This window comes from Intestinimonas sp. HCP28S3_D6 (genome assembly GCF_052065695.1).
Classification (GTDB): domain Bacteria; phylum Bacillota; class Clostridia; order Oscillospirales; family Oscillospiraceae; genus Intestinimonas.
The window spans coordinates 91,137-104,721 of sequence record NZ_JBQHTM010000006.1; the positions used below are offsets into that span (position 1 = coordinate 91,137).

Annotated in this window: 18 protein-coding genes; all 18 read right to left on the reverse strand. The window is 57.7% G+C overall.

Annotated elements, in window-relative coordinates; all coding sequences use genetic code 11:
- Positions 1 to 49 precede the first annotated feature (49 nt).
- The 18 genes from ACTNBK_RS03765 to ACTNBK_RS03850 all read right to left on the reverse strand — a co-directional run bounded on the left by ACTNBK_RS03765 (position 50) and on the right by ACTNBK_RS03850 (position 13,315).
- A complete protein-coding gene (locus tag ACTNBK_RS03765) occupies positions 50 to 850 on the reverse strand; it encodes a Nif3-like dinuclear metal center hexameric protein (RefSeq protein ID WP_441143741.1) in 801 nt (266 codons plus the stop codon).
- Positions 838 to 1,551: a tRNA (adenine(22)-N(1))-methyltransferase gene (locus ACTNBK_RS03770; RefSeq protein ID WP_441143743.1), complete on the reverse strand. Its 714-nt coding sequence runs from the start codon at positions 1,549 to 1,551 to the stop codon at positions 838 to 840. Before ACTNBK_RS03770 ends, ACTNBK_RS03765 begins: the two co-directional genes overlap by 13 nt.
- A 75-nt stretch (positions 1,552 to 1,626) precedes the next feature.
- Positions 1,627 to 1,833 (reverse strand): DUF1858 domain-containing protein, encoded by a 207-nt coding sequence (locus ACTNBK_RS03775; protein WP_294512239.1) that lies wholly within the window; start codon positions 1,831 to 1,833, stop codon positions 1,627 to 1,629.
- A 143-nt stretch (positions 1,834 to 1,976) separates the two neighbouring features.
- Entirely contained in the window at positions 1,977 to 2,261 is a 285-nt protein-coding gene (locus ACTNBK_RS03780) for a zinc-ribbon domain containing protein (RefSeq protein ID WP_204741194.1), read from the reverse strand.
- Between the two features lie 73 nt (positions 2,262 to 2,334).
- Complete coding sequence (locus tag ACTNBK_RS03785; RefSeq protein ID WP_441143745.1) at positions 2,335 to 2,970, reverse strand: sigma-70 family RNA polymerase sigma factor; 636 nt, start codon at positions 2,968 to 2,970, stop codon at positions 2,335 to 2,337.
- An 83-nt stretch (positions 2,971 to 3,053) separates the two neighbouring features.
- On the reverse strand, positions 3,054 to 4,409 hold the full coding sequence (gene glmM / locus ACTNBK_RS03790; protein ID WP_441143747.1) for a phosphoglucosamine mutase: 1,356 nt from the start codon (positions 4,407 to 4,409) through the stop codon (positions 3,054 to 3,056).
- Between the two features lie 6 nt (positions 4,410 to 4,415).
- The gene (locus ACTNBK_RS03795) at positions 4,416 to 4,793 is read right to left on the reverse strand and encodes an SdpI family protein (RefSeq protein ID WP_441143748.1); all 378 of its coding nucleotides are present in this window, start codon (positions 4,791 to 4,793) and stop codon (positions 4,416 to 4,418) included.
- An 11-nt stretch (positions 4,794 to 4,804) separates the two neighbouring features.
- A complete protein-coding gene (ruvB, locus tag ACTNBK_RS03800; protein ID WP_441143750.1) occupies positions 4,805 to 5,863 on the reverse strand; it encodes a Holliday junction branch migration DNA helicase RuvB in 1,059 nt (352 codons plus the stop codon).
- 15 nt (positions 5,864 to 5,878) lie between these two features.
- Positions 5,879 to 6,526 (reverse strand): DUF6054 family protein, encoded by a 648-nt coding sequence (locus ACTNBK_RS03805; RefSeq protein ID WP_441143752.1) that lies wholly within the window; start codon positions 6,524 to 6,526, stop codon positions 5,879 to 5,881.
- Positions 6,527 to 6,542: 16 nt separating this feature from the next.
- Complete coding sequence (gene ruvA, locus ACTNBK_RS03810) at positions 6,543 to 7,148, reverse strand: Holliday junction branch migration protein RuvA (RefSeq protein WP_441143753.1); 606 nt, start codon at positions 7,146 to 7,148, stop codon at positions 6,543 to 6,545.
- A 27-nt stretch (positions 7,149 to 7,175) separates the two neighbouring features.
- Positions 7,176 to 7,712 carry a crossover junction endodeoxyribonuclease RuvC gene (gene ruvC / locus ACTNBK_RS03815; RefSeq protein ID WP_441143755.1) on the reverse strand — a complete coding sequence of 179 codons (537 nt, stop codon included), beginning with the start codon at positions 7,710 to 7,712 and terminating at the stop codon, positions 7,176 to 7,178.
- Positions 7,713 to 7,868: 156 nt separating this feature from the next.
- Positions 7,869 to 8,753 (reverse strand): site-specific tyrosine recombinase XerD, encoded by an 885-nt coding sequence (xerD, locus tag ACTNBK_RS03820; RefSeq protein WP_441143757.1) that lies wholly within the window; start codon positions 8,751 to 8,753, stop codon positions 7,869 to 7,871.
- Between the two features lie 31 nt (positions 8,754 to 8,784).
- Positions 8,785 to 9,420, reverse strand: a complete 636-nt coding sequence (locus tag ACTNBK_RS03825; protein ID WP_441143759.1) for a hypothetical protein — start codon at positions 9,418 to 9,420, stop codon at positions 8,785 to 8,787.
- Between the two features lie 43 nt (positions 9,421 to 9,463).
- Positions 9,464 to 10,273: a pyrroline-5-carboxylate reductase gene (gene proC, locus ACTNBK_RS03830; protein ID WP_441143761.1), complete on the reverse strand. Its 810-nt coding sequence runs from the start codon at positions 10,271 to 10,273 to the stop codon at positions 9,464 to 9,466.
- 412 nt (positions 10,274 to 10,685) lie between these two features.
- Positions 10,686 to 11,105, reverse strand: coding sequence for a TIGR04086 family membrane protein (locus tag ACTNBK_RS03835; RefSeq protein WP_441143763.1), 420 nt, complete (start codon positions 11,103 to 11,105; stop codon positions 10,686 to 10,688).
- 72 nt (positions 11,106 to 11,177) lie between these two features.
- Positions 11,178 to 11,450, reverse strand: a complete 273-nt coding sequence (yajC, locus tag ACTNBK_RS03840; protein WP_441143771.1) for a preprotein translocase subunit YajC — start codon at positions 11,448 to 11,450, stop codon at positions 11,178 to 11,180.
- Between the two features lie 116 nt (positions 11,451 to 11,566).
- Positions 11,567 to 12,700 (reverse strand): tRNA guanosine(34) transglycosylase Tgt, encoded by a 1,134-nt coding sequence (tgt, locus tag ACTNBK_RS03845; RefSeq protein WP_441143765.1) that lies wholly within the window; start codon positions 12,698 to 12,700, stop codon positions 11,567 to 11,569.
- A gap of 144 nt (positions 12,701 to 12,844) precedes the next feature.
- Positions 12,845 to 13,315: a GNAT family N-acetyltransferase gene (locus ACTNBK_RS03850; RefSeq protein WP_441143767.1), complete on the reverse strand. Its 471-nt coding sequence runs from the start codon at positions 13,313 to 13,315 to the stop codon at positions 12,845 to 12,847.
- Between the last annotated feature and the right edge of the window lie 270 nt (positions 13,316 to 13,585).

Consider the following 13,585-nt stretch of genomic DNA (forward strand, 5'->3'; position numbering starts at 1 on the left):
CTCAAAAATGCTAAAATATTGTACCACAAAGGCAATTATTGTGCAAGCCCTAGCAGTAAGAAAATACCTCTCTGTGCCGTTTGGTAAGGGTGATCTCCATCTCAGGGAAGGCCTTGCGGAGCGCGTCGGCCAGAATGGGGCAGATCACATTCTCGGTAGGATAGTGTCCGGCGTCGATGAGGTTGAGGCCCATATCCCTGGCGTCCAGGAACTGGTTATACTTTACATCAGAAGTGACGAAGGTATCGCACCCCAAGGCCAAGGCCAGATGGCCCATGTCACCGCAGGCGCCGCCTCCCACCGCCACCCGCTGCACCGGACGGCCGGCGTCCACATACCGTACGCCGTTGGCCCCCAGCGCTTGCTTTACAAAAGCGGCATACTCTGCCGTGGAGGCGGGGGCGTCATCGGCGACGCTGCCCGCCCGACCGATGCCAATGGGACGGCCCAGTCGGTCGGTGCCAGAGGGCTCCAGCACCACGGTATCGCTGAGACCCAGCCGGGCGGCCAGGGCGTCGTTGACACCACCTACAGCGGCATCCAAATTGGTGTGAGCACAGATGGTGGCGATGCCCTTTTCCGTCATGGCCAGCAGAGTCCGGCCCACCGGGTCCCGGTCAGTGATGGATCTGGCGGGATGGAAAATCACCGGGTGGTGGGAGACGATAAGCTCGGCGCCCAGGGAGCCGGCCTCCTCCACCACCTCCTCGGTGATGTCCAGGGAAACCAGCAGGCGATTGACTTTCCGGTCACTCCGGCCCACCAGAAAACCGGCGTTGTCAAAATCCATCTGGGTATCAAAGGCCGCAAGGCCGTCCAGAAACTCGAATACGTCTTTTATAGCTGCCATTTGTCCCATTCCTCCTTCATCTGATTCAGCCCCGTCAGCACTTCTTCCAACTGAGGTAATTTCTCAAGATCACCCAGCCGTGTGGAGTTCCGCAGTCCCTCCACCATGTGCGCCACCCGGCCGGCAAGACGGTCTAAGTAGGATGCGCGCAGCGGCGACTCCATGCCGCGATACTGGCGCCCTGCCCACTCCTCGGCGGGTGTCAGCGGCACCATGGCGCCAGGGGTGGCGGTGATGATCACATAGATGGTCCTCCCCTCCCCCACCAGTGCCTCTTGGGTGATACGGAATCCGCTGCGCCATAGCCAGCTCCGCAACTCCTCCACCGAAGTCATGGGCTGGAGAAGAAAGGTGTGGCCTGCCGATGCTGCCCAGGGACAGGCTGACAAAATAGCGGCGATGGTCTCGCCGCCCATACCGGCGATGGCGCACACATCCACTTCCTCGCCCCGGATGGGAGCAAGCCCACCTCCCAGGCGGAAGGACAGCCGCTCCGTCAGGGCGTGGCGGCGGGCGGTCTCTCTGGCCTGTTCCAGTGGTCCCTCCCGCAGATCGCTGGCGATTGCGTTTTGGATGATCCCCTGCTCCAGCAGCCACACCGGCAGCCGGGCATGATCGGTGCCAATATCGGCAAAGCGGGCGCCCTCCGGTACCTGCCGGGCCAGAGAGAGCAGTCTGGGTGTCAGTTCAATGGGACGCACCCTCTTCTCCCCTTTCTGAATCAATTTTAAGCATAGAAAAACGGAGCGGCGGTGGCCGCTCCGTTTTGTGCTGCATCAGTTGGCGGCAGGAACCAGCGCGTTGATCTTCTCCAGCAGAGCGTCAACATCCACGCCATGGACCATGCAGGCCTGCTCCACGGTCTCGCCGCGGGAAGAGGGGCAGCCTAGGCAGTGCATTCCGATGGACAGGAACACGGGAGCGGTCTCCGGGGCAATGTCCAGGATGTCGCCAATGATGGTATCCTTGGTGATGGTAGCCATAAAAATAAACCTCCAAAAAGCTAGGATTTGGGTATGCTTTAGTATACCCCATTATTCCGCATTTTTCAATAGGAAATGTACGATTTCCCGCAAAAGAAAAAAGAGACGCCGCGAGGGCGTCTCTTTTTCAAGCCGTATGAAATTTAGCGGCCCTGCTCCTCCCGCATACGGGCGAAGCACTCGCTGCAGTAAACAGGACGATCGGACTTGGGCTCGAAGGGAACCTTCGCCTCGCCGCCGCAGGCAGCGCAGGTAGCAGTGAAGTACTCGCGGGGGCCACGGGCAGCGGCCTTACGGGCATCACGGCAGGCCTTGCAGCGCTGGGGCTCGTTCTGGAAACCACGCTCAGCGTAGAACTCCTGCTCACCGGCGGTGAACACGAACTCCTGGCCGCATTCCTTGCATACAAGTGTCTTGTCTTCGTACATGATCTTTTCCCTCTCTTTGACTGTTTGCCCAGGTCCGGAATAAACCGATCGTGCTGGGACTGATATATTGCGTTCAGCCTTCGCTGAAATCGCCGGAAGAAATGTGCCGTGCCACCTTGCGCCGAATGCGCTGCACGGCGTTGTCCACCGCTTTCGGGGACCGTTCAACCTGAACGGCAATCTCCGCATAGGAATAACCACGGAGAAAAAGCGTCAGGATCTTTGCCTCCAAACCGGATAGCTGTCCCTTGAGCGTCCCAAGACGCTCCCGGCGTTCCTCCCTGCTGATATACATGTCCTCAGGGTTTTGCAGAGGCGGCCGGGATGCGGTGAATGGATAACGGTCGGTGTTCCCATCAAAAAGAGGGGTTTCGTAAGAGACATAGTGGTTAAGCGGATCGTGCTTATCGCGGGTTGCCGCCCGAATGGCGGAAAGGATCCGATTTCGAATACAGGTCTCGGCGTAGGTCCGAAAGGTACTTCCCCTTTCGGGGAGGAACTCCCGGATAGCACTCAGCAGACCCAGCATCCCCTCTTGAATCAGATCCTCGCTGTCGCCACCCGCCAGAAAATAAGGCCGGGCACAAATCCGCACTAAGCGATTGTAGCGCATCACAAGGATCTCTTCCGCAATACGGTCACCTGAGGCAGCCCGCATGCAGAGGGTCTCGTCCGGAAGTGCATTTTGATCGGTGTCTGCTGATTTCATTCCAAGACTCCTTGCTTATTATAGGGCAAAAGCAGCTTAAATGTCAAGTATTTATGCAGATTATTTTGGCGGTTTCCATAAAATCAGAGGGTTTTTATGAGATTTGCCAATCTGTCGGCACAGGCCTGGGCAGTTGCCTCGGTCTCGGCCTCCACCATGACCCGGACCAGAGCCTCGGTTCCGGAGGGGCGTACCAGGATACGGCCGTTGCTGGCCAGGCCCTTCTCCTCCGACCCAATGGCCGCCTTCAGTGCAGGGGAGGCCATGATGGCCTGCTTCTGGGCGTTGTCGGCCACAGCCACATTGACCAGCACCTGAGGGTATTGGCGACAGTCGGCCACCAGCTCAGAGGCCTTATGTCCGGAGGCCTTGAGGATGCTCAGGAACTGGAGGGCTGTGAGCTGTCCGTCGCCAGTGGTGGCGTGCTTGAGGAAGATGGTATGGCCGGATTGCTCTCCGCCCAGGACATAGCCGTCCTTGAGCATCCGCTCCAGCACATTCCGGTCACCCACGTCGGTACATACCGCCTGCATGCCGTTCTCCGCCAGGAAGCGGTGGAGCCCGATATTGGACATAACGGTGGCCACGATGGTGTTACCTGGCAGCGCTCCCTGCTCCTTGAGGTAACGGCCGCATGCGGCCATGATCTGATCGCCGTCGATGGGGGCACCCTCCTCGCTGACGGCCAGGAAGCGGTCGGCGTCGCCGTCAAAGGCCAGGCCCAGGTCGTAGTTGCCCGCCTTTACCATAGCGGCCAGGCCCTCCAAATGGGTGGAGCCGCAGTTGGTGTTAATGTTCACGCCGTCAGGATCGGCATTGATGATGTCGCAGTGGAGACCGTCAAAACGGTCAAAGAGGCTGGGAGCGGTGGCGGAGGAGGCGCCGTTGGCGCAATCCGCCAGGATGCGCAGGCCGGAGAACCCGGCCGGGACGGTGGACACCAGATGGTCGATATAATCATTCCGGGCACTCTCATCGGCATAAATGACCTTGCCGATGCCATCATGGGTCTTGAGGGGGATCTGCTCCACCGCACCGGAGAGGATCAGATCCTCGATCTGGCCCTCCAACTCATCGGAGAGCTTGAAACCCTGGCCATCGAAGATCTTGATGCCGTTGTGCTCGAAGGGGTTGTGGGAAGCTGAAATGACCACACCAGCGTCAGCCTTCCGGTCCACGGTCACCCATGCCACGGCAGGGGTGGGGATGACGCCCAGATGGAGCACGTCGGCTCCGGCGGAGCACAGACCAGCGGTGAGGGCGCCCTCCAACAGATCGGAGGAGATTCGGGTGTCCTTGCCAATGGCGACCAGGGGCTTGCGCCCCTCCTCTCCCCGGAGGACCTGGGCCGTGGCCAGGCCCACCTTATATGCCAGCATGGCATCCAGCCCAGCGTTGACCACGCCGCGGATACCGTCGGTCCCAAACAATTTACCCATATGTGATTACCTCTTTCTTCCGAAATCGTCAAAATGCCGCTTGAGCGCCCGCTCTACGGGGAAAATACTGCATACCAGAACTGCTGTCTGTATCAGTGCGACAGCAGCACACCAGAGGCCCACCGTACCGGCCTCTCTGCCCAGCACCGGCAACATGGCGATGATGCTCATCGGCATCAGGATTAGTCCCAGCTGGAACCACAGTCTGCCGCAGGTGCGGTGGGCAAAGTCCCAGGTAGACTGGTTCTTCATGGACCGGGCGGTGCGGTAGCCGTACAGGCCGTTGATGGTTTTGGGCGGTCTGGTCAGAAAGCGCCATCCCAGGAGAAGCATAACGACGGGGATCAGCAGATCCATGCAAAGGCAAAATAGCCAGAACAGCATGGGTACGCACCTCAGAAGCTCAGTTGGTCCATACCCATCCCGCCAGGGATAGACAGGCCCAGGTGCTCATAGGCTCTCCGGGTGACACAGCGCCCCCGTGGAGTCCGTGTGAGAAAGCCCATCTGCATGAGATAGGGCTCATACACGTCCTCCAGGGTAACGGCCTCCTCGTTGATGGTGGCGGCCAGGGTCTCCAGACCTACCGGACCGCCGCCGTAGTGCTCAATGATGCTGCGGAGCATCCGCCGGTCGATGGCGTCCAGACCCAGGTGGTCCACCTCCAGGGCGGTGAGGGCCTCGTCGGCCACCTTGCGGGTGATGACGCCCCCCGCCTTCACTTGGGCAAAATCCCGGACCCGCCGCAGCATCCGATTGGCGATTCGGGGTGTACCACGGCTGCGCTTGGCGATCTCCATGGCGCCGTCCGCCTCAATGGGCACCTCCAGGATGCCCGCCGACCGGGTGACAATGCGGGAAAGCTCCTCCGGCGTGTAGAGTTCCAGCCGCAGGGTGACGCCGAATCGGTCACGCAGAGGGGCGGAGAGCTGCCCTGCCCGGGTGGTGGCGCCGATGAGGGTAAATTTGGGCAGATCCAGCCGGATGGAGTTGGCGGACGGCCCTTTGCCGATGATGATGTCGATGGCGAAGTCCTCCATGGCGGGGTACAGGATCTCCTCCACCGAGCGGTTGAGCCGGTGGATCTCGTCCACGAAGAGAATATCGTTCTCCGCCAGGTTGGTGAGGAGGGCGGCCAGGTCGCCGGGCTTCTCGATGGCCGGGCCGGAGGTGATGCGGATGTTGACCCCCATCTCGTTGGCAATGATACCGCTGAGGGTGGTCTTGCCCAGACCGGGCGGGCCGTGGAGCAGTACGTGGTCCAGGGGCTCGTTGCGCATCTTGGCCGCCTGGATAAAGACCTCCAGATTGCCCTTGGCCTTCTCCTGGCCGATATACTCCCGAAGGGTCTTGGGGCGCAGAGAGCCCTCATTCTCGTCGTCCCGGGTGAGGGACGTGGTCACCAGGGGGGCTTCCGTCTCAAACCCGCCGCTGTCAGAAAAATCAATGCTCAAAGTTTCACTTCCCTTTCAGGAACCAGTTTCATGAATCCGCAGATATACTTCCGGCAACTCCTCAGGCTCCGGTGGACGGGTCTGGTCGCGCAGTGCTTCTGTGCAGGCGCTGAATATTCGATAGTTGCGGCGGGCTGTCTCCAGTGGGACCTCGTTGTAATCTCCAATTTCCTTTGGGTGCTCTGCTGCCCAGGAATCGTCTGTCCAACAGCAGACCGGACAGAGTTCGTAGCTTCCTATCGGCATGTGCAGTGTATAATTGCCGCAGCAGGGACACGGGCGCCTCTCTCCCGCTACTCCTTCGTTTCCCATGGGATCAGGCTCCGGTCTCCAGTCGTCCAGCAGCTCCGCCACACAGTCCAGAAAAGCGCCCTCCCCCAGGGTATTGATCTTGAAGAGCACCGCCTGGCTGCCGCCGGAGGTGATGGCGGACAGGAAGAGGCGTTCGCTGTCCTCCACCAGTGTGAGATTGAGACTGACCCGGTTTCCGCCAATCACGCTGTACCGCTCATAGACCCGGACGGCGCAGCGCAGGCCGCCGGCGCTCTGGTAATCGCTGCCGTCCTCGTAACTGGCCGAGGCGCTGCCGTTGAGGATGCCCCGGTGGAGGTAGTCCAGCAGTTTGTCAAAGTCTCCGGTGAGATACCGCTCCAGCTTGGCCACCGAGGCTCCCCCTTCCCTATCCCTTCACCATTTTTTTAAGGGCCTGTTTGATGATCTCCTCCAGGCTCAGGGCATCCAGGTCGATGCCCTTGAGGGCCACGCCAATCTCCGCTGTGGAGTAGCCCAGCACCGCCAGGGCGGCGGCAGCCTCGGAGGACTTGTTCTCCGGGATAACGGTGACGCCGGTGCCTCCGTAGCTCTCCCCGCCGGGGGTGATCTGTCCCTTGGCCAGCTTATCCTTCAGCTCCAGGATGACCCGCTGGGCGATTTTTTTGCCGATGCCGGGGGCTACGGTGAGGGCCTTCTCGTCCCCGGTGATGATACTCATGGCCAGAGTCTCAGGGGTGCTGGAGGAAAGGATGGACAGGGCCGCCTTGGGCCCTACGCCGGACACCCCGATAAGAAGCTGGAAGCAGTTGCGCTCGTCCTCCGTAAAGAAGCCGTAAAGCTCCATGGCGTCCTCGCGGACGTTCAGATAGGTGTAGAGCCTGGCCGTCTCACCTTTTTTCAGCCGGGCCAGGGTGTTGTTGGTGGTGCGGCAGGCGTAGCCCACTCCCCCGCAGTCGATGACCGCCAGATAGGGCGCCAGATGGGCCACGGTTCCGTTGACATAGTAAAACATGGTGTTACCGCCTTATTTATGTAGGTTCTAGCCTCTGCTGCGCACGGCGTACCGCCCGCCGCCCGGGGTGGCCGGGTCCAGAGCGGCCAGCCGAGAGGTGGCCGACCGGGCGTGACAGAGGGCGATGGCCACCGCGTCGGCGGCGTCATCCGGTTTTGGGACAGACTGGAGGCCCAGGAGCCGCTTGGTCATCTCCATGACCTGCCGCTTCTCCGCCTTGCCGTAGCCCGCCACCGCCTGTTTGACCTGGGAGGGCGAGTACTCGAAGATGGGGACCCCCGCCCGCTCCGCCGCCGTCAGGATGACACCCCGGGCCTGGGCCACACCGATGCCGGTGGTCACATTGTTGTTAAAAAAAAGCTCTTCCACCGCCATGGCCTGGGGCCGGAAGACGGACAGAAGCTGGGCCATGTCGTCCTCAATCTGGAGCAGCCGGGCCGGCAGCGGCTGCCCTGCCGGCGTGGTGATGGCACCGCAGCGCACCAGTCGCTGGCGCCCACGTTCCGATTCCAGAATCCCGAAACCGACAATGGCAAAGCCGGGATCGATGCCTAAAATGATCATGGTACCCTCCAAAGGTTATACATATTTTATTGTACCACGGCAGGTGGACCGACGCAACCAGGAAAACTTCCTCTGGCAAGATAGAGCGCCCGGACGTTTGTCCGGGCGCTCTATCTTTTAGAAGGAAAGGATCCCTGAGCATCCTCATGTTTTATATTATGCGCGGGGGTGGGCCTTGATATACACGTCCTTCAATTTTTGATTCACCAATTGGGCATAAATCTGGGTAGAAGAAATGTCAGCATGTCCCAGCATCTCCTGAATGGAGCGCAGGTCTGCCCCATTTTCCAGCAGGTGGGCGGCGAAAGAGTGACGCAGAGTGTGGGGGGTGATCTCCTTCTGGATACCAGCCTTCTCCTGGTAGTGCTTGATGATCTTCCAAAAGCCCTGCCGGGACATGCGCTTTCCGGTCATATTCACAAAGAGGGCCGGCTCGTCAGGGGACTCTAGGAGCTGGGGACGCACGTTTTTCAGATACTCGGAAAGCGCTCGGATGGCGGCGGCGTACAGAGGGATGACTCGTTCCTTGCTTCTCCCCTTCCCGGCACAGCGCAGAAAACCACCGGACAGGTTCAGATCACCCACATTGAGGTCGATGAGTTCGCTCACCCGGATGCCGGTGGCATAAAGAAGTTCCAGCATGGCATGGTCACGGCAGCCCTTGGGATCGGTTCGCTCCGGCTGCTCCAGAAAGAGCTCCACCTCTTTGCTGGTCAGGATCTGGGGCAGCTTTCGCTCCACCCTGGCCGGTGCTACACCCCGAGCCGGATTGGAGGCCGCTTCCCCTGCTCGGATCAGGTAACCATAGAATGATTTGAGCGATGCAGCCGCTCTGGTCACAGTAGACACAGACTTACCCCGGCTGGTGAGGTAGCGAACATATCCCTCTACGTCCGGCTGGTTCACTTGGGTGAGCACCAGTCCCTCCTGGGCACAGTATTCCGCGAACTGCCGCACGTCCCGCAGATAGGAGCTCAGAGTGTTTTCGGAGGCCTTTTTTTCTGTCCTGAGATAGGCCTCATAGCCATTGATCTCATCCATCCGATCTCCTACCTTCTCTCAAATCGTAAAATCAAAAGAGCTCTGCCACGGAGGCCAATAAGGCCGGCACCGCCCAACATTCCAACGCGGCGGAGAGCGACAAGGCGGCGGCACACAGCCCGCTGCGCACCCAAAAAATCCGCCCCGGTAAGGACGGTGGACTCTTTCCGCCCACCAGAATCCGTCCGGCCAATTCCATGGCAGAGAGCAATCCCTGAACGCCCAGTAGAAACAGGGCGGGCATAGAAATGAGTCCTGTAAAACCGAACGCGAAAAAGGCTAAAATAGCACCGGCGCCTCCAAAGATACGTACAAAAGAAGACACCGCAAAGGAGAGAAGAAACCCGCGCACCGCAAAGATGGCCGGGATACCGATCACCCCCAGAGCCGTAAAGCTGAGCAGCAGGGTGAGCAGCGGCCAGCGGACTGCCTCCCAAATGGCGGCCGCCGGTTCCGGCGGAGTGGTAGTTCCGGTCTTGGCCGCTGCCAGGTAAGCCTGGAGATAGGTGCTCAGGCTCTCCTGCCCCTCTCCTCCTACCTGAGCCGCCAACAAAAGCCCCACCAGCGCCCCGACAGCAAACGCCACAGACAATACTGACAGAGCAGGTGTTATCCCGCCCGGCGGCATATCCCAAAACCCGACGATTCGCTTTCTCAATGCCCTCACCCCTTGTGGAAAGCATATGAGACAAGCGTATCAAATAGGAGGATTATTTTCCGAGCTCTTTTGAGCGCCGGGTACAGCGGTCCATGGCATCCAGCATCAGACCATCGAAATCCCGTTCCTCAAAGGCAGAGAAAGAGGCCAGCGTGGTCCCACCAGGGGAACACACCTGGCGGCAAAGCTCCTCCGGAGTCTTTCCGGACTCCAGGAGCAACCGGGCGGAACCCTCCATGGTTTTCGCTGTGAGCGTCAGGGCCGTCTGGGCATCGATGCCCACGGAGACCGCCCGACGGACCATCACGTCGGCCATACGGAAGAACCAAGCCGGTGAAGAGCCGTTGACGTTGATGATGTCATCCATCTGCTCCTCTTTGATGACCGCCACAGCACCAGCGGCGGAAAAGAGGCTCAGGACCGACTGGAACAGCTCGGCTGGCACATCCTCTGCCTGGGCCACCGCTGTGGCGCCTACACCCACCATCAAGGGGGTATTTGGCATGGCACGCACCACCAAGGCACCGGGCAGAGCCCTCCGCAGTGCGTCAGAAGAGATGCCAGCGGCAATAGAGACCACACACTTTCCGGCGGTTAGACCAGCCATCTCCGGCAACACATCCGGGAACATCTGCGGCTTTACGCCCAGAACGATAAGATCGGCCTGTTCTGCCACCTGTGCATTGTCCGTGGTAGTGCAGACCCCTTCGGCAGCAAAGGGCTCCAGCTTTTCTGCATGCCGGTTGGAGAGCCATACCTGATTCGGCATCACAAGCCCCTGTCCCAAAACGCCACGCAGGATAGCGCCGTTCATATTCCCGGCACCAATGAAGCCCAACACCTTATTCTCAAATCCGGCCATGTCGTTGGCCTCCTTATTGTTGTTATTTCTAAAAAATGCCTGACAAAGGGACCGTCACCCGGTCCCTTCGACAGACATTACTATAAACTCCATCGCATCACATTGCAATGACTTGACAGGATATTTTTTCATTTTTGTTGATTATGACAACATATTATGTAAAATAAGTTATGTAAACATATGGGTGGCAGGCGGTGGAAAAGTACTTCCATATCTTTAGATAGCGCTATATATAGATTGTTAGTATTTATTTATATCTATATATGGCGTTTACAGTTGGTATATCTTCCGAGCGGACTATACGATATACAAAATGTAATCAACAATTCTCACCCAAACAACAGACAACTGACGAACCCTGCATAAGGGTTGACACTCCGTCCAATTATGTCATCCTCCACTCCTCCCTGCTTCACCTTCTGCGCCGCTTCTTTTTCGGACCGGCGCACAGGAGACCAGCGGCAGCTCCGCCGCACAGACAGCCGGACAAAAGCCCCAGTCCCCCCTGATCTATGGATACTGTGTCGGCAAAGAACAGCAGGCCACCCGTGAGGAGCAAAAGAAAAAAGGCGCCACCCGCCGCCAGCCCGGACAGAAGCGCCCGGCTGCCACAGCGTTTTACCGTCAGGACACCACCGGAGAAGCCCCCCAGCACACAGGCGACGATAGCCAGCTTATCCATGGAGGTCTCTCCCAGCCAGCCCTTGGAAATGCCGATCGAACAGAGCAGAAGAACTGCTAAACACACCGCCAGGGACAATAGGCCGCCAAGCAGAACGGCGGTCATGACCTGGAGCCATCTGACACCCTGCTCCTCCCCTGCTTTGCGCATAAAAACACCCTCCTCGCATCGCTTCTGATGAAGCCTATGCGAAGAGGGTGCTTGTCATGCTATGGAGTTAACTCACTTGGTGGTCTCAGTGGTCTGTGCGCCCTTGGTAGAGATAGCCCACTTGGCAAACTCCACCCGGACCCGGTCGGCGCTGGTCTCAATAACGATACTCTCTTCCTTGACCGCGCAAATGGTACCGATGATGCCGCCGATGGTGGTGACCTCATCCCCGATGGTCAGCTCACTGCGCATCTTTGCCAGCTCTTTTTTCTTCTTGTTCTCAGGCCGGATCAGCAAGAAATAGAAGATGGCCAGCATGACCACCAGCATACCGATCGTAGACATCCATTCCAAAAGACATTACCTCCAAATGATTGATTCCTGCTTCGTTTCAGGCTATGCTTGGACAGCTTTATATATTATACAGTCAACCGCCGTTTTTGACAAGTCTTTTGTAAAATTTATACTCTCTGTTCCAATCTGGTGCTATACTCAGCCCGGAAGTCTGCAAAGCACCCCTGGTCCAGGGCTTCCCGGATACGGCGGGTCAGCTCATTGTAGAACCAAAGGTTATGGAGCACCGCCAAGCGCATGCCCAACATCTCCCCCGCCACAAAGAGGTGACGCACATAGGCCCGGGAGAAAGAGCGGCAGGTGGGACAATTACAGGTTGGATCAATGGGGCGATCATCCAGCTTGTACTTCTCATTTTTGATGTTGAGGGCGCCGTCCCAGGTAAAGAGTTTGGCATGGCGGGCGTTTCTGGCAGGCATGACACAGTCAAAGAAATCCACACCGCGGGCCACGCCCTCGATGATGTTGGAGGGCGTGCCTACGCCCATGAGATACCGGGGCTTGTCCGCCGGCATATAGGGCTCCACCGCCTCAATGATGTCGTACATGGTCTGAGTAGGCTCACCCACTGCCAGGCCGCCGATGGCGTAGCCGTCGCAGTCCAGCTTAGCGATCTCCTTCATGTGCCAGATCCGCAGGTCGGGATAGGTGCCGCCCTGGTTGATACCGAAGAGCATCTGATGGGGATTCACAGTGCCCGGCAGAGCATTGAGCCGGTCGTGCTCAGCCTTGCATCGCTCCAGCCAGCGAAGAGTGCGCTCACAGGAGGGTTTTACGTACTCATAAGTGGCAGGGTTTTCGATACACTCATCGAAGGCCATGGCGATGTCAGAGCCCAGATTGGACTGGATGCGCATGGACTCCTCCGGGCCCATGAAGATGCGCCGGCCGTCGATGTGGGAGGCGAAGGTGACGCCCTCCTCAGTGATCTTCCGCAACCCGGAGAGGGAAAAGACCTGGAAGCCGCCGGAGTCTGTGAGGATGGGTCCATCCCAGTCCATAAACTTGTGCAGGCCGCCCATCTGCCGCACTACGTCGTCGCCAGGGCGCAGGTGGAGGTGATAGGTGTTGGAGAGCTCGATCTGGCAGCCGATCTCTTTGAGATCGTGGGCCGAGACCGCGCCTTTGATGGCCCCTTGGGTCCCCACGTTCATAAAGACCGGGGTCTGAACCATTTCGCCGTGGGCACAGGAAAACTGGCCGCGCCGGGCACGGCCTTCGGTTTTGATGACTTCGAACACGCAAAAACTCCTATTCTTCCGACCGGAATTGGATGTCCGGTCCTATTTTCATTGACAACAGATGCCATTATAACAGAAGACTGCCGGTTTTACAACACGCAGAAGGGAGCGGTCCGGTCATGCAGGCCGGACCGCTCGACAAATTCAATGATATGGGAGCGAATTTACCAAGGTTATGCCCAATTCCAGTTCGTCATCATCGCTTTTGCCGGTTTCGGTAAATCCAATTTGGCGATATAGTCTATATGCCGCTTCATTTTGGGGATTACAGGTAATTAAAACGGTTTTTGAACTTCCAAAGGGTTTTGAGGCAATGTATTTGAGCACTTCCAGCAACGCACCTTTCCCGTACCCCTTCCCCTGAAAAGCGCGATCGATCATCATGTGCCAAATATTATATACTTCTTCATCATAATCATAGATGACCATTACATATCCAACCATTTTTTCTTCTGCATATATGCCAAATGGCACGCATTGGCTGTAATAGACATACGCTTGTGCGAGACTGCGAATCGGATTTGAAACGTACTTCTCTTGTCCCACCGCAAGTTCTAAATGGAAGCAATCAATGAAATTTGACGCATCGATTTTCTTTAAGGTAATGTTACTCATAGCTTTCCTCCATCAATAGGAGGGTTAACTTAGAGCCACCCTCCAGCTTATATAGTTTCGAATATCTTTCATTGTCATAATGAACAACCCCTTTTCAATTTTAGTATCTATTATAAACACAGAGAACCTGTGGAATCACACCTTTTATTCACCATTAATCTAGGGAACCTCTGAATAAAAGCCTTTATCCTGTTTCTACTCAATGTATTAGCCGCCATTTGCGCTTGGTTAAGGTGATTTCAGTGCAAAATAGCCATTATTTATCTGCTT

Coding starts and splice junctions, on each gene's coding strand:
- ACTNBK_RS03765 (WP_441143741.1), bottom strand. CDS start 850: ATGGCAGCTATAAAAGACGTATTCGAGTTTCTGGACGGCCTTGCGGCC.
- ACTNBK_RS03775 (WP_294512239.1), bottom strand. CDS start 1,833: ATGGCTACCATCACCAAGGATACCATCATTGGCGACATCCTGGACATT.
- ACTNBK_RS03780 (WP_204741194.1), bottom strand. CDS start 2,261: ATGTACGAAGACAAGACACTTGTATGCAAGGAATGCGGCCAGGAGTTC.
- ACTNBK_RS03785 (WP_441143745.1), bottom strand. CDS start 2,970: ATGAAATCAGCAGACACCGATCAAAATGCACTTCCGGACGAGACCCTC.
- glmM (WP_441143747.1), bottom strand. CDS start 4,409: ATGGGTAAATTGTTTGGGACCGACGGTATCCGCGGCGTGGTCAACGCT.
- ACTNBK_RS03795 (WP_441143748.1), bottom strand. CDS start 4,793: ATGCTGTTCTGGCTATTTTGCCTTTGCATGGATCTGCTGATCCCCGTC.
- ruvA (WP_441143753.1), bottom strand. CDS start 7,148: ATGTTTTACTATGTCAACGGAACCGTGGCCCATCTGGCGCCCTATCTG.
- ruvC (WP_441143755.1), bottom strand. CDS start 7,712: ATGATCATTTTAGGCATCGATCCCGGCTTTGCCATTGTCGGTTTCGGG.
- xerD (WP_441143757.1), bottom strand. CDS start 8,753: ATGGATGAGATCAATGGCTATGAGGCCTATCTCAGGACAGAAAAAAAG.
- proC (WP_441143761.1), bottom strand. CDS start 10,273: ATGGCCGGATTTGAGAATAAGGTGTTGGGCTTCATTGGTGCCGGGAAT.
- ACTNBK_RS03835 (WP_441143763.1), bottom strand. CDS start 11,105: ATGCGCAAAGCAGGGGAGGAGCAGGGTGTCAGATGGCTCCAGGTCATG.
- yajC (WP_441143771.1), bottom strand. CDS start 11,450: ATGTCTACGATCGGTATGCTGGTGGTCATGCTGGCCATCTTCTATTTC.
- ACTNBK_RS03850 (WP_441143767.1), bottom strand. CDS start 13,315: ATGAGTAACATTACCTTAAAGAAAATCGATGCGTCAAATTTCATTGAT.